At 29.4% G+C, this 23,973-nt stretch carries 26 protein-coding genes; 6 read left to right on the top strand and 20 right to left on the bottom strand.

What is annotated here, in order from left to right; genetic code table 11:
- Positions 1-190 precede the first annotated feature (190 nt).
- The 3 genes from CLHOM_RS01265 to CLHOM_RS01260 form a co-directional block, all read right to left on the bottom strand.
- Positions 191-820, bottom strand: a complete 630-nt coding sequence (locus CLHOM_RS01265) for a DUF1847 domain-containing protein (protein WP_052219866.1) — start codon at positions 818-820, stop codon at positions 191-193.
- A 107-nt stretch (positions 821-927) separates the two neighbouring features.
- Complete coding sequence (locus CLHOM_RS18910) at positions 928-1,059, bottom strand: HD domain-containing phosphohydrolase (RefSeq protein ID WP_082204328.1); 132 nt, start codon at positions 1,057-1,059, stop codon at positions 928-930.
- A 144-nt stretch (positions 1,060-1,203) separates the two neighbouring features.
- Positions 1,204-1,494: a diguanylate cyclase domain-containing protein gene (locus CLHOM_RS01260; RefSeq protein WP_052219865.1), complete on the bottom strand. Its 291-nt coding sequence runs from the start codon at positions 1,492-1,494 to the stop codon at positions 1,204-1,206.
- 158 nt (positions 1,495-1,652) lie between these two features.
- Here CLHOM_RS01260 and CLHOM_RS01255 point away from each other — a divergent pair, with 158 nt between their 5' ends.
- A complete protein-coding gene (locus tag CLHOM_RS01255; RefSeq protein ID WP_052219864.1) occupies positions 1,653-2,285 on the top strand; it encodes a cupin domain-containing protein in 633 nt (210 codons plus the stop codon).
- Positions 2,286-2,378: 93 nt separating this feature from the next.
- Here CLHOM_RS01255 and CLHOM_RS01250 read toward each other — a convergent pair whose 3' ends face one another.
- A complete protein-coding gene (locus CLHOM_RS01250) occupies positions 2,379-2,777 on the bottom strand; it encodes a methyltransferase family protein (protein WP_052219863.1) in 399 nt (132 codons plus the stop codon).
- A gap of 128 nt (positions 2,778-2,905) precedes the next feature.
- Entirely contained in the window at positions 2,906-3,796 is an 891-nt protein-coding gene (locus CLHOM_RS01245; RefSeq protein WP_074783014.1) for a MerR family transcriptional regulator, read from the bottom strand.
- 185 nt (positions 3,797-3,981) lie between these two features.
- Between CLHOM_RS01245 and CLHOM_RS01240 the strand changes: the two genes are divergently transcribed.
- Positions 3,982-6,474: a DUF5050 domain-containing protein gene (locus tag CLHOM_RS01240; protein WP_052219862.1), complete on the top strand. Its 2,493-nt coding sequence runs from the start codon at positions 3,982-3,984 to the stop codon at positions 6,472-6,474.
- A gap of 81 nt (positions 6,475-6,555) precedes the next feature.
- Here CLHOM_RS01240 and CLHOM_RS01235 read toward each other — a convergent pair whose 3' ends face one another.
- From CLHOM_RS01235 to leuA, 4 genes are all read right to left on the bottom strand, one after another.
- Entirely contained in the window at positions 6,556-7,062 is a 507-nt protein-coding gene (locus tag CLHOM_RS01235) for a hypothetical protein (RefSeq protein ID WP_052219861.1), read from the bottom strand.
- A 35-nt stretch (positions 7,063-7,097) separates the two neighbouring features.
- The gene (locus CLHOM_RS01230; RefSeq protein WP_052219860.1) at positions 7,098-10,328 is read right to left on the bottom strand and encodes a YfgM family protein; all 3,231 of its coding nucleotides are present in this window, start codon (positions 10,326-10,328) and stop codon (positions 7,098-7,100) included.
- 88 nt (positions 10,329-10,416) lie between these two features.
- On the bottom strand, positions 10,417-10,926 hold the full coding sequence (locus CLHOM_RS01225; RefSeq protein ID WP_052219859.1) for a hypothetical protein: 510 nt from the start codon (positions 10,924-10,926) through the stop codon (positions 10,417-10,419).
- A gap of 169 nt (positions 10,927-11,095) precedes the next feature.
- Positions 11,096-12,763: a 2-isopropylmalate synthase gene (gene leuA / locus CLHOM_RS01220; RefSeq protein ID WP_052219858.1), complete on the bottom strand. Its 1,668-nt coding sequence runs from the start codon at positions 12,761-12,763 to the stop codon at positions 11,096-11,098.
- 562 nt (positions 12,764-13,325) lie between these two features.
- Between leuA and mntA the strand changes: the two genes are divergently transcribed.
- The gene (mntA, locus tag CLHOM_RS01215; protein ID WP_052219857.1) at positions 13,326-13,760 is read left to right on the top strand and encodes a type VII toxin-antitoxin system MntA family adenylyltransferase antitoxin; all 435 of its coding nucleotides are present in this window, start codon (positions 13,326-13,328) and stop codon (positions 13,758-13,760) included.
- Between the two features lies 1 nt (position 13,761).
- Entirely contained in the window at positions 13,762-14,175 is a 414-nt protein-coding gene (gene hepT, locus CLHOM_RS01210) for a type VII toxin-antitoxin system HepT family RNase toxin (protein ID WP_052219856.1), read from the top strand.
- A 73-nt stretch (positions 14,176-14,248) separates the two neighbouring features.
- On the opposite strand, the gene CLHOM_RS01205 is transcribed toward hepT, so the two are convergent.
- On the bottom strand, positions 14,249-15,004 hold the full coding sequence (locus CLHOM_RS01205; protein ID WP_052219855.1) for a tRNA threonylcarbamoyladenosine dehydratase: 756 nt from the start codon (positions 15,002-15,004) through the stop codon (positions 14,249-14,251).
- A 358-nt stretch (positions 15,005-15,362) separates the two neighbouring features.
- Between CLHOM_RS01205 and CLHOM_RS01200 the strand changes: the two genes are divergently transcribed.
- Positions 15,363-15,635: a hypothetical protein gene (locus CLHOM_RS01200; protein WP_052219854.1), complete on the top strand. Its 273-nt coding sequence runs from the start codon at positions 15,363-15,365 to the stop codon at positions 15,633-15,635.
- Between the two features lie 518 nt (positions 15,636-16,153).
- Positions 16,154-17,905, top strand: coding sequence for an ABC transporter ATP-binding protein (locus tag CLHOM_RS01195; protein ID WP_052219867.1), 1,752 nt, complete (start codon positions 16,154-16,156; stop codon positions 17,903-17,905).
- A gap of 47 nt (positions 17,906-17,952) precedes the next feature.
- Here the strand turns inward: CLHOM_RS01195 and CLHOM_RS01190 are convergent, their stop codons facing one another.
- From CLHOM_RS01190 to CLHOM_RS01150, 10 genes are all read right to left on the bottom strand, one after another.
- Positions 17,953-18,657 (bottom strand): HAD-IA family hydrolase, encoded by a 705-nt coding sequence (locus CLHOM_RS01190; RefSeq protein ID WP_052219853.1) that lies wholly within the window; start codon positions 18,655-18,657, stop codon positions 17,953-17,955.
- Between the two features lie 21 nt (positions 18,658-18,678).
- On the bottom strand, positions 18,679-18,807 hold the full coding sequence (locus CLHOM_RS17775) for a manganese efflux pump (RefSeq protein ID WP_242846723.1): 129 nt from the start codon (positions 18,805-18,807) through the stop codon (positions 18,679-18,681).
- 70 nt (positions 18,808-18,877) lie between these two features.
- A complete protein-coding gene (locus CLHOM_RS01185) occupies positions 18,878-19,810 on the bottom strand; it encodes a sensor domain-containing diguanylate cyclase (RefSeq protein ID WP_052219852.1) in 933 nt (310 codons plus the stop codon).
- Positions 19,803-20,438 carry a chemotaxis protein CheC gene (locus CLHOM_RS01180; RefSeq protein ID WP_052219851.1) on the bottom strand — a complete coding sequence of 212 codons (636 nt, stop codon included), beginning with the start codon at positions 20,436-20,438 and terminating at the stop codon, positions 19,803-19,805. Before CLHOM_RS01180 ends, CLHOM_RS01185 begins: the two co-directional genes overlap by 8 nt.
- A complete protein-coding gene (locus CLHOM_RS01175) occupies positions 20,428-20,802 on the bottom strand; it encodes a response regulator (protein WP_052219850.1) in 375 nt (124 codons plus the stop codon). Before CLHOM_RS01175 ends, CLHOM_RS01180 begins: the two co-directional genes overlap by 11 nt.
- A 124-nt stretch (positions 20,803-20,926) precedes the next feature.
- Entirely contained in the window at positions 20,927-21,727 is an 801-nt protein-coding gene (locus CLHOM_RS01170) for a M55 family metallopeptidase (RefSeq protein ID WP_052219849.1), read from the bottom strand.
- Between the two features lie 26 nt (positions 21,728-21,753).
- The gene (locus CLHOM_RS01165) at positions 21,754-22,452 is read right to left on the bottom strand and encodes an aspartate/glutamate racemase family protein (RefSeq protein ID WP_052219848.1); all 699 of its coding nucleotides are present in this window, start codon (positions 22,450-22,452) and stop codon (positions 21,754-21,756) included.
- A gap of 98 nt (positions 22,453-22,550) precedes the next feature.
- On the bottom strand, positions 22,551-22,754 hold the full coding sequence (locus CLHOM_RS01160; RefSeq protein ID WP_052219847.1) for an HAD family hydrolase: 204 nt from the start codon (positions 22,752-22,754) through the stop codon (positions 22,551-22,553).
- A gap of 20 nt (positions 22,755-22,774) precedes the next feature.
- Positions 22,775-23,605: a VanW family protein gene (locus CLHOM_RS01155; RefSeq protein WP_052219846.1), complete on the bottom strand. Its 831-nt coding sequence runs from the start codon at positions 23,603-23,605 to the stop codon at positions 22,775-22,777.
- A gap of 117 nt (positions 23,606-23,722) precedes the next feature.
- A partial coding sequence (locus CLHOM_RS01150) for a group II intron maturase-specific domain-containing protein (RefSeq protein ID WP_278321717.1) occupies positions 23,723-23,973 on the bottom strand: 251 nt, incomplete at its 5' end.

The following is a 23,973-nucleotide window of genomic DNA, read 5'->3' as shown; positions in this document are numbered from 1 at the left end:
ATAAAAAGACTGGCTCATCACCAATCTTTTTGTAAACCAGGATGCAACCACCTGGGCATATGTAATTAATCTAACTTTATAGCTTAATTTAAATTCGGAAGGGTTGCATTTCGATTTTCAATTAAGGTATAATAAAAAAGAAGCAGTTCTGATTGATGCAGAAATGCTCTCTAAATACTTCTATTAAACTTTATTTTTGTTGAAATAATTTATTTTTATAGTACGCTTCTGCTTGATAAATTACAGCTAATGGATTATGACCTAAAACTCTATCCTTTACTGCAAAAACGGTTATGGGTGCATTGGAATACTTTATAAACAAAGAATCATGACCTACGCATAAACCTAATATTATATTGAGTTCTGTTTTAGACCCATTTAAAAACATCGCTTGTCCTATAGGATTACACATTGCTTCGTAAGTACCTGGGCTTACTTTTTCACTATCCTTAATATTCAAAAATCCTTTAGGTATACTTCCATTTTTACATGCAACTGAATTAACCTCAAATCCATTATTTTTTAATATTGAACATAATATTTTTGCTTCTTTATTTAAGCCTACACAGAAAGCTACCCCTAACTTTTTAAAATTACACTTATTTGCAAAATCCATTATCTCTTCAAGTCTTGTGTTTTTACAGTATCCTTCTGCTTCAACTAATGCTGAGTTATATGCTAAATTGTAATTTTCTTCTTCAGTATATAATTCCTTTATTTTTTCCTGTTCTTCTTTTTCACTGCATGGACAATTACGGGGCAATTTTTCAAGTTCTCCTTTTTTACAATAATTTTCACTACACATAGCACATGTATACATATTTAACCCTCCCATTAATATTAAGAATAAATCATCACACTATTCAAGCTCTAATCTATCAATACTATTCATATCTAATTCATTTATCATTTCACAGAACTTATCCACTAATTTAGAAGTATATCTTCTCCTTTTAATCCGAATGGATACCCCATTCCATTCCACCATTCATGATGTTTTAAAATATATTCTCCCAAGTGGGCAATATCAGGAGAAGCTTTAGCAATTCTATATCCTATTTCAGTATGTTTTTTTCATCTCATCAAATTCTTCTGTTGTTAATTTTCCTGGCTTAAATAAAATATTATCGCTTATTCCAATCTTTCCAATGTCATGAAACTTACAAAACAGTGAAATATCCTGGATGTACTTATCTTCCAAGCCTATTTTTTTGCAAGGTAAACTCCCAAAAACTGCAGTCTATCACAATGACCCTCAGTAATAAAATCTCTGGTTTCTAACATTTTAGTGATTATTTTAACTAAATCATTTTTTGTACTTTGTTTATTTTGAAGCTTTTGCCTATACATATAATCGTCAGCTTCTTTAATCATCTTTTTTATATTAATCCTATCACCAACGACTACAGAATATCCAACAGATATGCTTAAATGTATATTGTCACTGTTGTTTATGTTTTCTTCCTCTAATAATTGCATTAGTCTTTCTTTCATTTTTATTACAGTTTCTTCATTTATAATTCTCTATTCTATAATTTTATCTGATAATTTATTTTTATTCTACAAATAAACTTAAAATCCTTCTGTTTATGCACATACTTTAAACCACTAGCATATAATAATGTTGTAACTCTATAAAAGGAATGAGCAATATGTATAATACTTATAACATGTATCCATGTCTTAATTGTCCTAATAGCGCAATGTGCAGCTTAGGCAATATGTATAATGCTTATAGAACGTTTCCTAACCCTTATGCACCAATGTACAACCCTGACTTTGATGCTCAATATAATCCATCAACTGATGAAAAGGAGTATGGTGAAAGATATGATTTTTCACGATCATCAAATGAGGCTGGTTTAATTGTATTGAAGGATTATGGCCCAGAACCCTATGTAGTTAATATTAATGAGGCTACAAAGCAAAATAATAATTTTCGTACTGCATTATGGACAGGAAACCATTTACAGCTTACATTGATGAGCATCCCTGTTGGAGGAGAAATAGGTTTAGAGATTCACCCTAACGTGGATCAATTCTTACGTGTTGAAGAAGGTCAAGGAACTGTCATGATGGGGAAAAGTCAAACTAACCTGAATTTTAGAAGAAATGTTTATGATGACTTTGCAATCCTAATACCTGCTGGTACATGGCATAACGTAATGAATACTGGAGACAAACCTCTTAAAATATACTCTATATATGCACCACCTCAGCACCCACATGGTACAGTTCATGTAACTAAAGCAGATGCAGAAGCTGCTGAACAACACCGTGACTGAGATTACTTAAAATGAAAGTATAAAAATAAAATGGGATAACTTAAACACTAAGCTACCCCATTTTATTTTTATGTTATTAAATTATTAATTTACTTACCAAATTAAAGGAATAAGTCTATAAGGTGTTTTAGAACAATAATCTTTATATCCCTTAAGATCTTTTAAAAGAATTTCTTCTTCATTTTTTATTCTAAATACAGTTATAGGTATTACGAAAAGCATAGGTATTAGTGAAAAATAAGATCCAAGTGCTAATGGCATAAATAATGACATTATTACCATTCCTAAATACATGGGATGGCGAATTATTGTGTAAGGACCAGTTGTAATCACATGCTGTTCATTCTCTACTTGAATAACAGTTGAAGCATAAGCATTTTCCTTGAAAACAATGAATATAAAAATGTATGCTCCAAAAACAAGAATGTTTGATACTATTACAAACCATACTGGTTCATTTGACCAAGCGAAACGAAAATCAATGCCAGGCAAAATAAAACCAAAATAATATAGCTTTAAAAATGCAGGAGATTTTTTAGAAGTTTCTTTTCCCTTAACTTTTGCTCTTCTTGATAAAAATTCAGGATTCTTTTTCCCAAAATATACTGCAATAAAACAAGTTATTGTAGAAAACCCTGACCATAAAATCCACGCTTCCCAAAATTTAATTGTTCCTGCTGGAATAAATAATAATATGGTCGATAATTAAGATATTTTTGTATAAGCTTTTTATGTTTCATTTGAGCTGGTGAGAGAACCACCTTTGCCATCTCATTAAACAAATTTTCATAGGTTATTCCAAATCCAGACTTATCATATAGAATTTCCTTGAGAAAAGGTATGCTCTTTATAAATTCTGCACCTTCCCTGGCTAAAGTCTCAACTTCTGGATCTTCTTCAGACATTTCTTTTAATCTAGTAAGCCGTTTGCCAAACTCTAAAGCCATTTCATATTGTTCTGGATGTAATTTAAAATATTCTGCTATTGCTCTAAAATTTTCTTTGTAGCCTTCTCCCCATTGAAAATCTTCTAAGATACCAAACATATTACTCCTTTGCTCAAATAGTTCGGAAGATGATTGGTCATTATTTTTAACTTGAACAGGTTCCAGTATTTCTGCAACAATCTGAAATGCTTCAGATCCAAAGGTAGCTTTTTCAAGAAGTACTGTTTGCTGCTTTAATAATGCTTCTATCTTTGATAATTGAATTTCAATGTTCTTTTTTTCTTCTAAAAGCTCATATTGCAATGACTTTAGCACTTCACTTAAATTAATATTATGATTTTTTGAATCTCCTAATATTTCTTTTATTTGTTTCAAATCTAGCCCTAAATTTTTTAAATGTTTAATCATTCTCATTCGAGAAAGTTCTTCTGCTCCATACAAACGATATCCACTTACTGAACGTTTTGGTTCCTGCAATAAGCCAATTTTATGATAATACAAAACAGTTTTTAATGTACTTCTAGTTAATTTAACAAAATCACTTATTTTAATTTGATTATCCACTTTCTCCCTCCTTTATTACATTATAAACTCCACCCTTAGGGTGGAGTCAAACAAAACTAAAATTATTATAATTCCAACACCCCCAACATATACCTGTGGAACCGTTTCTCTTTTCCATGCTACAATAAATCCACGCAAGTTAACATAATATTCATAAATGAAAAAGTTTAGGAGGAGAATCACACATGCACAAAAGATTTAGAGCAAGAAGCTTTTCATTATTTCTAATTGCTACTTTGATGCTTAGCCTATTAGAAATAGCAAATCCTAAGACTGCAGAAATTAAAGCTGCCGAAATACTACCAATGGTTTCTGTAGTATCTTTAGACCACACTCCTTATGTTGAGGGAGATAAAAATGCATTCTTTGTAGCATCAAAGGGCTATACTGGACAAGTTCAGTATCAATTATTTTATACATCACCCAAAGCCATGGGGACTCGCTGGGAGTTAATTAATAATAGTCAAATGGTTAATGGATGGACAAAATCTGTTAATGCTCAAGATCCAATAAAAATAGATATAACTGGCTTAAATCTTAAAGCTGACTATTATAGATTCGCCATAAGAGTAAAAAGAGTTGGCGTAAAAGGCAAATATAGTAATGTATATGGAGATTATGATAGTGCTTACCCTTTTGAAACTTCAGTTTATAAAAGCGGAAATATTGATTTCAATGGAGATTTATCCTTAAACAAGACTGACTTTACTAAATCAGACACTCTTCAAATAAATGGAGTTGAAGGTGCAGCTTCAAATGTAGAATACAGACTTCATTTATATGATGTAAAAAATAATAAGTGGATAACTAATCTAACTAATTATGGAGAAAACATAAGTTACAGCTTAAATAAGCTTACACCTGGCGCTTATCTTGTAGATGTCTGGGGAAAAAGAAAAGATAGTTCTAGTACATATGAAGGTTGGAAACTTCAAACTATATATGTAAAGGAAGAAACTATTCCTGAAATTGGTATAGTATCCTTAGATCATACTCCTTTTAAAGAGGGAGATAATAATGATTTTTACATTACAAGCAAAAATTATACAGGTCAAGTTCAATATCAATTATTCTATACTTGTAAAAATACTATGGGCACTAATTGGCAGCTTATTGAAGCAGAGGGTATGGAAAATGGATGGACTAAATCTGTTGATGCAAAAGAAGCAGTAAAGGTTAATATTAGTCACTTAAATCTAAAGCCTGAATTTTATAGATTTGCTATAAGAATAAAAAGAGTAGGTGTCCAAGGTACATATAGTAATGCCTACGGAGATTATGATTATGCTTATCCCTTCAACCTTACAGTAGTTAATGACTCTAACATAGATCTAAATGGGAGAATGCTACTAGATAAGGATGAATACTCCAAAAATGACCAGCTTATAATAAAGGGAGTAGAAGGAGCAGCTAGTACTACCCAATATAAGCTTCATTTATATGATGTAGTAAATAATAAATGGTTATTAAACTTAACTGATTATGCAAGTGAAATTAACTATGATTTAAGCAAAATTCCATCAGGAACTTATGTAGTAGACATATGGGGTAAAAGTCCAGATTCTAAAAATAACTATGATGGATGGAAGCTAAAAACAATAAAAATAAATTCAGATGTTAAAAAGATTACTGCTGTGGAAGATATAAATCTAATAGCGTTACAAAATTCTAATCTAAAATTACCTATGACTGTTGTTGCCACTTTTGAAGATGGGACAAAGGTATATAAAGCAGTTACTTGGGATGGTATACCAAATACAACTAAGCTTGGAGAATACACTTTTAATGGAATAGTATTAGGATATGATAGCAAAGCTAAGCTTACATTAACAGTTGATGATAATAAAGCCAATACTAATGGAAATATAAATAACCTAGGTATAGTTTCTTATGACAATGGTTGGGTATATTATTCTAATTATGATGATGAAGGCAAAATATATAGAGAAAAACTAGATGGCAGTGAGAATACAAAGATAAGTGATGATCCATCTTTATATATCAATGTTTTAGGCGATTGGATTTATTATTCCAATTTTGCTGATGGTGGAAAGCTCTACAAAATGAAAAAAGATGGCACAGCTAGAATCAAACTAAATGAGGACTTTTCAGAATTCACAATTTTATATGAAGATTGGATCTATTATTCAAACACCAGCGATGGCAGCAAACTTTATAAGATAAAAACAGATGGAACAGGAAGAACTAAATTAAATGATGAACCTTCTGGTTTTATAAATGTAGAAAATGGTGTTATCTACTATCTAAAAGTTGAAGAAGGTAGCGGCGAACAACCTATAATGAAAATAAATACCAACGGAACTGGAAAAACAAAATTGATAAATGATATTGTAGGATGTTTTGAAGTTCAAGATGGATGGATTTATTATTCTAATGGTTCAGACTTAATGAATGTATATAAGGTAAGAGTAAACGGACAAGATAAGGTAAGATTAAATAATGCAGCTTCTTACTTCTTAAATGTAAGTGACGGATGGATTTACTATTCTAATTTTAGCCAGGACGGAGTGTTAGAAAGAATTAAATTAGATGGATCTTCAAAGCATACTATTACAAGCTATAGTGCTATGATGATAAATGTAATTGGAGATAAAATTTACTTCGAGAGCATGGACGAAGAAGATCAGTCACTTCATAAAATAGATGTATCAGAATAGGTTATAAATGAAATCCAGTAGTAAAGCTTATTGTTGCTTACTGCTGGATTTAGTTTAATTGATTAAATAAAAAAGTTCATTTTAACCAAAAACACCAACTTGTCCATGGGAATTTATACCAAAGCAAGATGAATTAATTTGTTCAATGAAAACAATATTATCGTTAGGAATTCCAAAGGTAATAAGTTTTCCAGCCTCAGCTATATAATTTTCATCTTTTTTATTGTTTATGGCATATATTACATATAGATTATTCAGATTTGGATTACCAAGCCCTGTTACCGCATCTTGAATAATATTATTACTTAATACTCCTGAAGGTGCATGGTATACACAAACTATGGCAGGATCTTCATTTCCAACACTTGCAAAAACCACTGATGCACAGGTAATTAATCCGAAAGCACTAAGATTTTCTCTCTCAGATTTAATATCAATAAATTTCATTTCATTTTGATAAACATAAATTTTTTTATTACAAGATTCTAATTGAGGCATTGGTTCAGGAGTATTTGCTCTTGCATTGTCAAATACTGCACTCATTGACATTCCCACTTGTAAGGTATTATTACTTTTATAAAACAACATACTTAAGATCCCTCCAAATATTAATTAAGTTTATTTTATAAACTTTGAATTTTTTCTTGTACTTTTTCTATGGATTTTTTATGGAAAATTTTTATATTATCTATTTTTTCGATATCATACTGTATTTTATAAATATTTATGGCTTTAGAATATTCCAATTTAGCAGAATTTTTATCATTCTTTTCCTTATAAGCATCGCCCATAAGCTCATAAAAAATTCCTTCGTTAAATTTCTCTATTTTTTCAGCTTCTGATGATATCAGTTGCAAAATCTGAAAGGCCTTATCATCATCTTCATTATTTTCATTTACTAACTTATTATCATAAGAGTTATTTTGTTTATAAAGTAATTCCTCTATATCTTTCAAATTTTTATTTTCTTTTACTTTTTTTAATATGTCCTGAGCTTGAGTTGCTTGTTCTTGTAAAGTATCAAATTTTGAATAATCATCTTTTTTAAATGTATTTCCTAAGTTGTTCTTATAATCTTCTTGGATTTCCTTAATGCCTTCTTGGATTTTTAATCCATCATAATAGTCTTGTATCTTATTTAAATTATACTTATGAGTATTTAATTTAGTTTTCAAATGGATTAAATTATCATTATGTTCATGGCACTCATATTGGTAAATATTCTTATAGATTTCTCCTACTTTATTAACTAATGATAATGTATTCTTTACATATTCATTGGAATTTTCTAAATTCTCATTATACATCTCTAAAATAAAAGGAGTTCTGTTTATATTTTCATAAGGTGGTAATTCATTCGAATTTGTAAATACAATATTTTTCAATTTATCAATTATATAATCTTTTATTGCTTTTGCAATAGATGTTATAATATCTCCAATATTCAATGAAGAGTTAAGTTCATACTTTTCATTTTGTCCCAAAAATGTACAATCAATCATAAAATGAAAAGCTAATTCATCCAGTTTTTTTGCATTCCCAACACTCATTTCTAATCTATTTAGATGAACTGACCAATTGACTACTGAAGATATTTTATTAATAATTGACCCTATACTTGAAGCAGTACCCTTTGCTAGTTCAAGAGCTCCTCGAGCCGCTTCAAGAATTAATCTTTGAGCTTCCTTATACCCTTCTATAGCAAGAATTTCAGTTCCAATAAATGCAATTTGTCCAAGATAATATGGAATCATATATGCTTGATACCAAGGTGTATTGTTAATTAAATTTCTTAAATTTTGTATTTCAGATTCTTTACCCGATATTTGTCTGTCATATGTTGATAGATTATTCTCTGCTTCTTTCACTTTATTTATAAGCGATTGTATATCTTTTACTTTATTTTTAAAAAACGAAGACACTTCATTTGTAATTTCGTTAAAAGTATTATAAAACTCATTTACATCTATTACAAAGCCAATTTCAAAAGATCCTTCCCATAAGTTTTCAAAATCAGCATTAGCACCTATTATAGTTTTCATACCAAAAAAATCATATTCTATATTAAATAAAAATGTTCTTCCCTGAAATTTTATTAGTGCATCAGCTTTAATTAAACCACAAACTTCAATATGTGAACTAATAAATAGCGCCATCTCATCAACATAAGTGGATAAGTAAAATAAAGGTCCACTATTGTTTTCATCAACAAATTGCTTTAACATACTGGGTGGATCAATTTTTTTCATAAAAACAGTTTCTTTATCAGATTTTTTTATTTTTAAAAAACCTAAATTAATTTCATTTAAGTTTATTAGTATTCTAATTCCTTTATTTATATTTACGTCAACTAAAGTATTAATTTTTATTTTATCCATAATAATTAGCCTGCATGCTAAGAAGATTCCTGGATAAATATTATACTCACCAAACTTCATTTCTGTAGTTGATAAATAAAATTGGGCTTCTATACTTGGTACTCCATTTTTAATTATATAGTGCTTTGCATTGACGTTATCGCTTAAATACCATATAGTATCATCTCTTGAATCCTTATCTATCTGTATTGATAAATAATCTTTTTTTGAAACAGAGGGCAAATCAAAAGAATAATCTTCTTTAAAAATTTCTGAAATTTTATCAAAATTTTTATTTTCTAAGTCTTCCTTTGATATTTGTCTTTTACCTTGTACTGAAGGTACTAATGCTCCTATTTTTAATATTTCAAAGTCCATGTTAACGCTAGAATTTGTTAGATATTCTATAATTGATGTAATACTGATATCACTCATTGCTCCAGATATCATACTATTTTCGTTATCATAATAAATACAAAAGAAGGTATGAAAATCACTTCTTCCTGAAGGAATAAAAAGATTAGCTTTCACTCCAAACACTGGAATTTCCTCCGCCGAATATCCTATTGCAATTCCAAGATTCTCTATTCTTATTCCACCAAAATCTAATATATTATTATATGTGCCTGAAATACTTATGCTGTCAAAAGTTATAATGCCATTAACAGAGAAAATAATATGTCTTCTTAATAAAGAATTTGGTTCTTTATCTAAAAACAAGGTTACTTGTCCATCCATACCTATCGTTCCTGTGCTTTTTATAAATATGCACCCTGTTAAATTTAATGTATTTTCTATATCTAATTCAAGCAATAATAAAGCTTTAACTTCTGAGTCTGTAACAGAGATTATCATATTAAGTTCTGTTGAAAGACCATTTCCCAAAACTTTTCCAAGTAAAGAATCCTTATTAAATTCTATCCCTGAAACAAACAAAAATTTAGAGCCATTTATATAATTTACATATCTACTTAGCTCTATTGATGTATTCTTACTTTTGGACTTGTCAGAAATTTGTTTAAAACTTTTTTCATCAATAGATATTAAATCTTTAATAAACTTATTATTCATACTTCCAAGATTACCATTACTAAAAGCAAAAGTTACATTTTTAATAGTAACTAAATTCTTAACTACATTAAAAATATCTGTTAATATAGCAAATTGTGCCTTTTCAAAATCAAGACCAAGAAATACTGTTATATTCCTATCTATCTGTATACCAAATATACCGCCTTCAATACTTACTAAAAAGTACTCACAATTTTTATATTTGGCTAAAATAAGGCTATCTAGTGTAAAATCTAATATTTCTACTAATCCAAAGCTATCAATAAGTGAATAAACCTCATTTGAAATCTTCCTAAGTATTTCTTTAAAGGTTTCTTGTGAATCTTTTAACTCTGCTATAAGATTTAATGAATTATTATCATATGACAAGGTTCCTTTAAACAGAATTTCTTTATATTCAAATTCACCATTAACACCTATGTTCATTTTACTTATCCTTTCGTAAATGAAAAAATAAGAATTTGCGACACAACATCTTTTTGAATTGAGAATTTTGTGACGCAAAATTCTTACATTATTGATGGTTATTTAATATTTCATCAATATTTAGCATGTCCATTTTTTCTAAAATACTTTTTCTTGCTGTATTCCAAATATTTAAACTTAATTTTTTAAAGGCAATCCCTTCAACTGTATGTTCTTCTGTCCCCTTTTCAATAGCTATTGAAAAGGCATATTCTGATTTAGTAGCCTCTTTACCTTTCTCTACATAAAGAAATGCTTCTGCAAGTTTTACGTCTAGTTTATCAAAAAAATCAATTTTTTCTAAATTACTTTTAATATTGTTTACATCAATATTAATACCAAAAGAATTTAAAATACCCACTGAATCTGCAAAAAAATCTGTAAGCTTGGCTTTTTTTTGTGGTTCACCTAATTCTTCTGGCATTACTAGTATCTTAGATGTACCACTTTCTTTATCATAATTGTAAATTGCATCCAACTCATTGTACAGTAAATCAAACGTAAAGTCTACTTGAGCATTAAGTTGATTACCGTTTGTTGTCATAATATTACTATTCATCCATAATCACCCTCCTTTTATTCATAAATATACCATATAAACTATATTGTGTCTATAATTCATACAGAATTCTGTTATAGTTAATCCTATACTGATCCTAAAGCCAGCAAATAAAAAAGTTCATAGCAACATATACTGTACATATTGCTATGAACTCTAGATTCTAATATTAATAAAGCCTATTTAAAGCACTAAATACAGCTTTAACAGATGCAAGGGTAATGTTGCTACTAACTCCAACACCAAAGGTATCTTTGCCATTATCATTTCTCTTCAAATGAATATAAGCTGCAGCATTGGCCTCAGAACCATCTCCTAAAGAATGCTCTGAATAACCTAGAACAGTAGTATTAGCTAATGAAGCACCTAAAAGAGCTTTTATTAAAGAACTTATAGGACCATTTCCTGTTCCAGATAACTTCATTTCTTTTCCCTTATAAATTAAGCCTACATTTACTATTGTGTCAGAATTACTATCAGCACTATCTGGAAGTTCAGAGACATTACATTTTACTAATTTAAATATTCCTTCATTTTCAAGATACTCTTCTTTAAATTTATCCATAATAGTCTGAGGAGGGATTTCTCCAACTTCTTCAGATAATTTTTGAATTACGTCTGCAAATTCTTTATGCATTGGCTTAGGCATTGAATATCCAAAATATTCTTCCATTACATAGGCAATTCCACCCTTACCAGACTGGCTGTTTATTCTAACTAAAGCTTCATATTCTCTTCCTATATCTCTAGGGTCTATTAATAAATATGGAACTTCCCAATATTGACTATTTTTTTCTTTATACTTAGTCATTCCTTTATTTATAGCATCTTGGTGAGATCCAGAGAAAGCCGTAAATACTAATTCTCCTGCATATGGATGTCTTATAGGAACTGGAATTTTACAGCATCTTTCATATACATCAATTATTTTTTGAATGTTTTCTATATTTAATTCAGGATTAACTCCTTGAGCAAACATATTATAAGCAACATTCAATATGTCTAAATTTCCTGTTCTTTCTCCGTTGCCTAGTAAGGTTCCTTCAAGTCTATCAGCTCCTGCAAGTAAAGCAAGCTCTGCTGCTGCAGTACAAGTTCCTCTATCATTGTGTGGATGAACACTTACTATAACTCTTTCTCTATCTTTAAAATGAGTACACATCCATTCAATTTGGTCTGCATATACATTTGGAGTATCCATTTCTACTGTTGATGGAAGATTTATTATTACCTTTTTATCCTTTGTAGCTCCCCATGCATCACATACCGCTTCGCAAACCTCTAAAGCATATTCTACTTCTGTACCAGTAAAGCTTTCTGGAGAATATTCAAGAATTATTTCCCCTGGAAATTCTGCTACATGTTCCTTTACTAAATTAACTCCATCTATAGCAATTTGTTTTATTTCATCCTTACTCATATTAAATACTACGTCTCTTTGAAGCACTGATGTTGAATTATACATATGAAGAATTGCTCTCTTCACGCCCTTAAAAGCTTCAAAGGTTCTTTTTATTAGTTCAGGTCTAGCCTGTGTAAGTGCTTGAACAGTAACCTCCTCTGGAATTAAGTTATTATCAACTAAAGCTCTTAAGAAATCATATTCAATTTGTGATGCAGAAGGAAATCCTATTTCAATTTCCTTAAAGCCAAGCTCAACTAAAAGCTTAAACATTTCTAGCTTTTCTTCTATTGTCATAGGATTAATAAGTGCTTGATTACCATCTCTTAAATCTACAGAACACCAAATTGGTGCTTTTGTTATAGTTTTATTAGGCCATGTTCTTTCCTTAAAGCATATTGTTTCAAATCTTTTATATTTTTTATAATTTAACATTAATAAAATCCTCCCTTATGGTTAGTTATTTTAGTGAATTATTTTTTGCCCCTTTGGATAATTCAGCATATAAATAATCCCATAAAGCTTCAATATTGCAATTACTTTTCTGTCTACATTCTTAACCCCATCTATATATCACCCCTAAAAAATTATATAAAAAAACCGCCTAAATTCTCCATGCTTGGAGCGATTTACGCGGTACCATCCAAAATTATACTTAATTAAAATAACGACAAATATTGCCGGAAAGCCTTTACTCTTTCAGCTCATGAGCAAGTTCAAAAGGCAACATCTGCGGGTTTTCACCATATCCCTGCTCTCTATAAAACTTCTTCCTCTCTACTACTCTCAATCTCAGCTTTTAATTATTAAATTGTTATTAATAGTATCAAAGTATTTATCTGTTGTCAACAAGTTATTGATAAAAAATTTAAATTAATCTGCTTAAAAATTGTCATAACGGATAATATAATCAGCTATTTGGTTATCAGAGTATATTTACAATTTTTATGATATAATATATTAATAATTAAGTAAATAATCTAAGGCGGTTTTTATAATGGAATTAGATAAATTAGAAATGAAGCTAATAAAATTTATAGATGATATATCAATAAAATATAAAATTAAATTTGCTTATCTCTTCGGCTCAAGGGCAAGGGGAGATAACAAAAATAATAGCGATATAGACATTGCATTATTTTTTGAAAAAGACTACGATCCAATGGAAGAAACCTTCATTAGAGGGAATATAGCTGAAGATGGAATGACTTTTTTTAATATGCCTTTTGATGTAATATCTTTGAATAATGCACCTTTACTACTAAAATATCAGATTGTAAAAGAAGGTATAGTCCTTAAGGATAATTATGAGAGATCCACCTTTGAATCATTAGTTTTAAGGGAATATTTTGATTTTAAATACTACTCAGATATATATGATGAAGCTATTATCAATAGCATAAAGGCAGGAGATTACTTTTGGAGGGGATAAAATGGTTAAAAGAGAAGTAGTATTATCTAGAATAGATAAACTAAAAGAATATCTAAAATACCTTAGCTACGTGAAAAATTATACAAAAGAACAATACCTTAATGATCCTATGATATATGCCTCCACAGAAAGATTTCTACATCTTGCTATAGAATGTGTGATTGATATTGGCAATCATGTTATTTCTGACATGAGATATAGAAAACCTGAGAGCAATAAGGACATCTTTAGAGTTTTATTTGAGAATAATGTAATAGAAGAAAGACTAAAGGATAACTTGAGCAATATGGCTGGTTTTAGAAACATTTTGGTTCATGATTATCTAAAACTTGATAGAGCTATAGTTTATGATATAGTATTAAATAATTTAAAAGATATTGAGCAATTTGTGAAAATAATAGTTGAGTATATTTAAGCCTTATAAAAAGTTCATAGTAATCTATTTTACTTATTACTATGAACTTCAATAGACTATCTAAATTATAAATTTATTCCGTTAAAATAGACTTAACTACCTCACTAGCCAGCACCATGCCTGCAACAGGAGGAACAAAGGATATGCTGCCTGGAATTTGTCTTTTGTTTAAACACTTTCTGCTTCCAGCAGTACATACGCATCCTTCCTTACAGATTACTACTTCTTCACTTTTAGGCTTAAAAGGCTTTTCCTCAGAGTACACTACGGTTAAATCCTTTATCCCTCTTTTTCTTAATTCACTTCTCATTACTTTTGCTAATGGACATATTTTTGTGCTATATATGTCTGCTACTCTAAATTGAGTAGGATCTAATTTATTACCAGTTCCCATACAACTTATAATATTGATCCCTATCTCCTTGCACCAAACAATAATGGAAAGCTTAGAAGAAACAGTATCAATTGCATCAACTACAAAATCTACATCCTCATCAATTATCTGACTAATATTATCTTCTTTTATAAAGGTTTGATGAGTAATGATATTACAATTAGGATTTATTCTTGCAATTCTCTCTCTCATAACTTCTGACTTTGGTTTACTTATAGTATCAAAATTTGCATGTATTTGTCTATTTAAATTTGTTAAACAAACAGTATCATCATCTACTAAGATTATATTCCCAACACCAGCTCTAACTAATGCTTCAACGGTAAAGCTTCCTACTCCGCCAAGTCCTAAAACAACCACCTTACTTTTGTTTAATTTATCTAATCCTTCTTTGCCAATTAATAGCTCAGTTCTTGAAAATAAATGCTGTTTCATAGCTTTCTCCTCTTTTTACAGTATACCTATAGTCTTTATCAACTAAATGATATATGAGTTTATGCTTAAAGTCAAGATTCTAAATTTATACTGTTCATAAGTCTTTTTAACTGGCTTTTTACAGCTTTCATTCTTTCTTATTTTTGGCTAACCAAATAATCTATTGCACCTATCACTTGATCTTCAATATCTTATATACTTATATTTTCATATAACATACTCAAAAATATTTTCATGGTTTTATTTTACACAGTTTACACATAGAAGTTATTATGTTATTATGTGTATACAAATTTAATTTATAAAAAACTATATTGAAAGGAAAAACAGTATGACAATTTTGTTAGGTGTATTCTTAATGATATTATGGTATATTTCAAAGTTCAAAAGAAAAACAATAATGTTTTTAAATAACAGAACTATATCAGATAAAGAAAAATTTTTTAGTTTTCTCCCCTCATTATACTTTCTAGCAGGACTTGCCTTGATTTTACTAGGATTAGTTGAACTAACTGAAGTAATACCTAATCATGAATTAATTCGCAAAACTAGATCATCAATTATGATCGTTTTTGGAATCATGTATTCTTGGGTTTATTTTAATTATACTGATCCTAAATCCATCAAATAAAACCTCATGTAAGGTATACCTTTAATGAGGTTTTTCCACTGATAAAGCTTTATATATTTTCAGCTGAATTTATACTGTTCATAAGTCTTTTTAACTGGCTTTTTACAGCTTTCATTTTCTCTTCTTCCTAGCTTACAAGTTTATTATAACTGCTTGCAGATTCACTAACCTTATTATTTATAGCTTTAGTTGTAGCAGATATTTCCTCTGCCGAAGCCAGTATGTCCATTATACTTCCAACATAAATGTATTATGTTTTCATTTAAATTTAAATAACTTCTATGCTTCATGCTTACATTCATAAATACATTCACCACATCCTATAAATCTATCTGCAATTAGATCCACCACATCTCCAGTACCATCATTACACTTCAGTAAAGATATGCTTAGGAAAGGTTGATTAATTTACAAAAAAGTGTTATTTTAGTTTGTATATAAAATTATAATGGGGGAAGGTTGGTGAGATCTATAAAAATAAATTAATCCAATTGCTTAATTATTTTTATAGAATAATTATGAACAGTATTAAAAAATTTATTAGCTATTATAATCCGTATAAATTTTTATTTTTTTCCGATATGTTTTGCTCTTTAATCTTATCTGGAATTGATCTTTTATTTCCTTTAGTAGTAAGATATCTTCTAAATGATGTATACACAATGCCTGATAGAAGTAAAATAATTCACTATGTATTATTAGTGGGCAGCATCCTACTAGTATTATATATAGTAAGATACTTCTGTCAATATTTTATAACCTCTTGGGGACATATAATGGGTGCCAAAATGGAAGCTGATATGAGAAAGGATATTTTTGATCATCTGCAAAAATTATCTTTTTCCTATTATGATGAACACAATACAGGAAAGCTAATGTCAAGAATAGTTACAGATTTATTTGATATATCAGAACTAGCTCACCATGGCCCTGAGGATGTATTTATATCAATTGTTAAAATAACCGGTTCATTTATAATCCTTTTAAGCATAAATGCTAAACTTACTCTTATTCTATTGTTTTTTACCTTTGCAATGCTCGTTTTTTCATATTCCTACAATATAAAAATGAGAAATGTCTTTAAGAAAAATAGAGAAAAAATTGCCAATGTAAATGCACAAATACAAGATAGCCTTTCAGGAATAAGGGTTGTAAAGTCTTTTGCTAATGAAGATATTGAAAGCTCTAAATTTAAAAAAGGAAATGAAGAATTTTTAGAAACAAAAGAAGACAGCTATTTTATAATGGGAAAATTTTTTAGTGGAAATAGCTTTTTTCAAGGCATTCTTTATCTTTCCGTAATACTGCTTGGAGGAATTTTCATAAGTCTTGGTACTCTTAAAACTTCTGACCTTGTTATTTATATACTTTATATAAATATATTCCTAAATCCTATAGAAAAGCTTATAAACTTCACAGAACAATTTCAAAGAGGTATCACTGGCTTTGAAAGATTTCTTGAAATAATAAATACTAAACCTGATATTGAAGACAAAGAAAATACTGTAGAGCTTACAAATCCTAAAGGAGATATAGAATTTAAAAATGTATCTTTTAGTTATAACGATAAACATACTGTATTAAATAATTTAAACATTAAAATTCCATCTGGAAAAACTATTGCCTTAGTAGGTCCTTCTGGTGGCGGTAAGACAACCTTCTGCAGCCTGATACCTAGATTTTACGAAATTAATGAAGGTTCACTTACTATTGATAACACAGATATAAGAGATATAAGATTAAAATCTCTTAGAAATTCCATTGGAATAGTTCAACAAGATGTATATATGTTTGCAGGTACAGTAAAAGAAAATATAGCTTATGGAAAACCAGACGCCTCTGATGAGGAAATTTTTGAAGCTGCTAAAAAAGCTAATATTCATGACTTTATTATGAGTCTTAGCGATGGCTATGACACTTATGTGGGAGAAAGAGGGGTTAAACTATCTGGAGGACAAAAGCAAAGATTATCCATTGCAAGAGTTTTCCTTAAAAATCCTCCAATATTGATATTAGATGAGGCAACTTCAGCTCTAGATAATGAAAGTGAGAAATTCATACAAAATTCGCTTGAAGAATTATCTAAAAATAGAACTACACTAGTCATTGCTCATAGGTTAAGCACAATTAGAAATGCGGATGAAATAATTGTTCTTACTGATGAAGGAGTTAAGGAAAAAGGAACACATGAAGAACTTATAGATATGGATGGAGTATATGCTTACCTTTATAATATGCAGTTTGAGGATATTCCACAAAATGAAATATAATCAAATAAACTACACTCCCTTAGAGCATTAAGCTCTGAGGGATTATTTTATATGTATGTAGCAAATTCTTTACTTTCAATACTATTTTGTAAGTATTTTTTTACTATAGGAAGTATTTCTTTAAATTCATTCACATGATAGCTGGCGCCTTTTAGTTCATCACAGCTTGCAAAGCCAAAATCGCAGCTTATGGATAAGATATTATTTTTAATTGCAGCCTCTATATCAGATTTTCTATCGCCTACCATTATGGCATTTTTTATTTTATAATCCTCTAAAAGTTTTGCCACTAGTTCTACTTTAGAACTGCATTTAAATCGTCCAGAACTATAAAAGTCAGTAAAGTATTCATGTAGACCGTAGTACTTATTTATTGTCTGAATATATCCATCTAAGCCGTTACTGGCAACAAAGGTAGGAATTCCCATACCTTTAATTTCCTTCAATGTTTCTATTACCCCAGGAAATACTTCCCCTTTTCCTGATCTAATTTCCTCCATCATACCTTCTAAAAATAATCTGTCCGCTTCTTTTCTTACAGCCTCACTACTTTTCGGAAGTAATTTACTCCAAAGTTCCTCTAAGGTTGATCCCAAAAGCTTTTTACATTCTTCATAAGGAGGTTCACCTTCCCATTCTCCTTCTTTCTTTAAATAATCAAAGGTTTTATTTAAAGCTCCTGCAAGAATTTTTTCAGTTTTAAATAGTGTCCCATCCATATCAAAAAATATTGCAAAGTCAATTGTCTTCATGTTTTATCTCCTTGTAACTTTCTAAAAAATATTTAATATAGGTATAATATTAGTATGCTCATTTAAAATTTTTAATCCAATGATTATTAATACAATTCCACCAATAATTTCAGCATTATTTTTTAATAGTGGATCTAATCTTTTACCAATAGTAAAAAAAAGGCCAATGTATAAACTTAGAATACACAGGTCTATTTATATAATCACCTTTTAAATTATTTTATTCAAAGAAATAATGATTATTCCCTCCTTTGCTTTTTGCAACATACATGGCTTTATCAGCTTTTGAAATTAATTCATCAACTATACTTCCATCTTTGGGATAAAAACTAATTCCTATACTTAATCCTATATTAATAGAATCATTTTCACTATTTATTATCTTTTCTTTTTCATTAATAATTCTTGAAACAATTTCTTTGCAATCATCGTAGCTTTTTATAAAAGGCAACAATATAACAAACTCATCGCCTCCAAATCTGCAAATCGTATCACTTTCTCTAACAGAATTAGATAATATCTTAGATACTTGAATTATTACCTCATCGCCTCTTTTATGTCCATAAGTGTCATTAATACTTTTGAACTTATCTACATCTATAAACATTAAGCCTAGCAAGCTTTTATTCCTCCTTGCTTCACTAATAAATTTATCTGCAATCTTATAGAATAATGTTCTATTTGCTAGACCTGTAAGTCCATCATAGTAAGCAAGCCTATTTATAGTTTTTTCTTTTTCCTTCAATTCTTCATTTAAAATATGTAATTCATCAATATAATTTTTAAGCTGATCAATTCTTTCAAATTGATTTGTAACATCAATAAATTCTAAAAGCACAACGCTTATTTTCTCATTATCTATTTTACTAATTTTTAGATTAAGCCTTTGCTTATCATTTACTAAATTTTTATGCATAGCTGCTGAGAAAAACATTTTTCGTCCATCTTTAATAGTACTATCTAATGCAACTTTAAAATAGCTTTTCTCTAGCCTAGTTAAAATCTTATATACATTATTATTTATAGCATTTTCTTTATTGATTCCAGTTAAATACTCCATATAGTGGTTCCAAAACAATATCTCTAAATTCTCATTTAATATTACTACACCCTCATTAATGCTATTAAGTACACTAAATAAAATATTATACACGAAAATTCTCTCTTAAAATATCTATTTTACTTAATATTTCATTTAGAGAATTTAGAGTAAGATTAATAATTATGGCTCCAAAGATTTCAGAACCATCTATATTGAAGGTTATATATAGCATTAAGATATTTGTATACTCTGTATTTTTAATGTCATTCTTTAGGTCTTTTTTATGAAATATTTTCACTTCTGGTACTGTATAATGCAGCTTTATATCAAGGTAATTCCCGATTTCTCCTATTAAAGAATTTAAAATTATATTCCCAATTTCTTTTATAATATCAAAATCTATGTCAGTAAAGTTCATATCGTTGTTATTATCCATGCTGCTTTCATTAATACATAAATTTATAAACTTTCTCATTTTATCAGCTGGAAAGATCAAATTAGCCTTACCAGTTAATTTTTCTTTAAAAGAAATTGAAGATATCATTATTGTCCCATCTAGAATCTCAGGTAAATGATCTTCTAATGATGTTTCTTTATCTTTTAAATCTATTATTTTTACATTAGGAACATCCAGCAGTATTTTTTTATCTATTATTTCTGATAAAATGCTTGCAGATTTGCCAACACTTATATTGAATAATTCTTTTAATACATCTTCCCTAGAAATATTATCTAGCATTGCTATCATCCCTCATCATATCACATATATATTTGGCTCTTTCATCATTGAATGGTTTATTTAAAAATGCTACTATGCCATAATCGCTTATCTCATCCTTAACACTCTTTTGTACATCAGCAGAAACAACTATTATTTTTGCATTTGAGTCATATTCTTTTATTAGCGCTATTAATTCTCCACCACTTATAGTAGGCATTAATAAGTCTACAAAGGTATAATCTGGTTTTATATTTTTATATTGCTGAAAACCCTCATATCCATCTTTAGCAAAATATAATTCTGCATTTTCTAAATGCTTTTTTATTAAGCTTGCCACCATTCTTTGGGAAAAAACAGAATCATCAATAATTAATAGTTTCATAAAATACCTCCTACTTTAGAAATATTCTTAGATATTTCATTCTATAATTATACGACAATTCTCCGTTTCTTTCTACATAATTTTAAGTTATCTCTACATCAAATCAGAGATTTGAGTTCGCTGCTTAGCACAAGAAGGATATGGCTCTTAATACTTCAAAATAATCTTTAGTTTTAAAGCTTATGATTTTTGGGGATATTAGCTTTGCTCCAGGATAAAAGGATGATTTATATGCTCTTGAATGTACTATATATCCTATTTCTAGATTGAATTCTTCAGGCAACTTAAGCTTGCATAAGCTTAAATCGAATCTTAGAGCTTCCTCTACAGATTTTTCAATAACTTCTACAGCTAGATCTGGATGAATACTAAGGGTTGATGCTCCGACGCCCTCATTTACAGCAACAGTTCTTATGCTGCTGTTCATAGTTTTAACTTCTTCACAGATACCCTTATCTCCACTTAAAAATAAAGCTGGAACCCCTAAGTATGCCGCTGTATATGCATGAAGAGTAAATTCACTGGCAAGCTGCCCATTTATTTTAATAAAATCTATATTAAAAGGATTCATGGTATGGGATAAAGGATTATAACCTGTACCTGCTGCAGAATGATATCCAATGAATACTACTCCATCAAAAGTACCATCTAGCCCTTCAACCATTGAAAAAGGATGCCCTGACCAACCTCTTATAAATTTTATATTCTTAGGAAATATCCCTGGATTTAGGTTTCTTCCGCTATCATGTGCATCTTTTATATAAATTTCTTTAGCTCCAGCTTTAATCGCTCCATTACAGGCTGCTAAAACTTCCCTGTTCATTTGTTCTGCAAACATAGAGTAATCTATCTTAGATTTTTCAGTTTCATCCCAGCTATTTATGCCAGTAGTCCCTTCAATATCAGCACTTATAAATATTTTCATTCTAATCCATCCTTATTAAATATTTTTTAAATATCACTTAGGGCAAATTCAACTGCAGAAATTCCATGAATTGTTGTTGTATCAAATATCTTTATATTAACATCCTGTTGTTTTATTAATAATGGAATTTCTGTACAGCCTAATACTATTCCCTCAGCACCATTTTCGGCCAGTTTGCTAATAATCTTTTTATATTTTTCCTTAGATTCTGAATTTATTTCTCCTTTACATAGTTCATCATAAATTACATTATGAATTATTTCTCTATCCTCAGCCCTTGGTATAATTACATCTATATTATACTTATCTTTTAGAACCTTTTTATAAAAGTCACCTTCCATAGTAAATTTTGTTCCGATTAAACCAACCTTTTTTATGTTGCTTTTAATTATCTCTTCTCCAGTTGCTTCTGCTATGTGTAGTACTTTTAAGCCTACTGCTTTTTCAATATCTTCAGCCATTTTATGCATGGTATTTGTACAAATTACAATAAAATCTGCTCCTCCACTTTTTAACTTTTCTCCAGCATCTATCATCATAACAGTTAGTTCTTCCCACTTATCTTGATGCTGAAGTACTTCTATTTCATGAAAATCAACAGAGTACATCAAGCATTTCGATGAATGTAATCCGCCTAATTTTTCCTTTACTGTTTCATTAATTATTCTATAGTATTCTACTGAAGATTCCCAGCTCATACCACCTATTAAACCAATTGTTTTCATTTATACTCAATCCTTTCTGAAGCAAAAGTAATAATTTCCCTTTCTATTCTGACAAGCCTAGCAATAAATTATTTTTAGTAACTCTTTTGGATTATCTATTATATAATCAGCTCCTTCTTGCTCCAAGACCTTTCTGCCCCTAAATCCCCTATTCCATTGCCTAGAAAATTTCTTATCTCAGACGCTTGTCTAACTGAAAAACCATATAACTCCAATGCATAATTTACACTGTCAGTAAGGTCTTCAAGTGTATTTAACAATGTCCCATCTAAATCAAAAATAACAGTATTATACTTTTTCATTTGTTTCACCTTCCAACTAACTATTCTTCTAAAAACGGTTCATACATCATAATAGCATGATTTTCAGTTAAATATTCATCTTCTAATAATTCTCCGTCTCTAGAAAATATTTTTCTATGTAAAATATTATTTCTGCTATACCCTCCCCAAAATTCTTGTTTCATATAGTGATCTTTTTCATAAACTTCATATTTTAGATTTCCCTCATTAATGGTCAACCATTTACCAACTAAATGTTCGCCTTCAATATAAACTGCTAGCTGAAAAGCCTGTTGTGTCTCATTATATATTTGTAAATCTCTATAATTATACACGCAAGTGGCTCCACTTCCAAAGGGCTGAGTTCTATTAGAATCTGGGAATATATCATAGCTGTGCCTATATCTTTCTACTACCTTAAGTGGAGTATGTAATGTAATCCAATAAATTAAATTAGATAATTGGCATAAACCTCCACCTATACCAGCTTTAAATCCTCCATAAAACAAAATCATTCCGTCAGTATAGCCTTTTTTCGCTGTTGGCTTGCCTATCAATCGCCAATAGGAAAATGTTTCTCCAGGTTTAATGATAATTCCATTAATTTTTTTTAACGCTATTTTTATATTTTTTATTTTATTATACTGAAGCCACATGTCAACATCCTTGAGTTTTCTTATAAGCGGAGTTTTATGTTCAAAATATACATTAGTATATAAATCTTCTTCAATTAGCCTACAATATTTTTTTCCAGTCATGTACCATTGAATATGCCTTCTAAATGTGTAAAAGCATTTTCCTAAAAATATTCTAGCTCTTGTCCTTTTTATGGGCTTAATATTTTTGCTTATAATAGAATTTTGCTTTATCATACTTCCTCCCATAGGCAAATATCATTCTTGAGTAAACAAGAGCGTCACCGCCCAAGCTCCTCTACAAAACCGTACGTGCCCTATTAAGGCATACGGCTTTTCACATCATATTTCAAATCATATATAGAATAAGTTAACGCTTATTGTCGGTTCTAATAGTGGAAAAGTTTTAAGTAGACCATTATAAAATGATTCTAGAGTATAACTCCTCTTTTGACTTCTTCTATTTAGCCATTTAAAGAGCAGATATTTAACTGTATTTTGATAACTTTTCACACTTCTTGTATTATCAGTTACACCATAATACTGGTAGTGCCCTCTAAGCTTAAGATTAATTTTCTTAATAAGCTCACATACGGGCATTATTC

This window comes from Clostridium homopropionicum DSM 5847 (assembly GCF_001263795.1).
Lineage (GTDB): Bacteria > Bacillota > Clostridia > Clostridiales > Clostridiaceae > Clostridium_H > Clostridium_H homopropionicum.
This window is presented reverse-complemented; position numbering and strand designations above follow the sequence as displayed.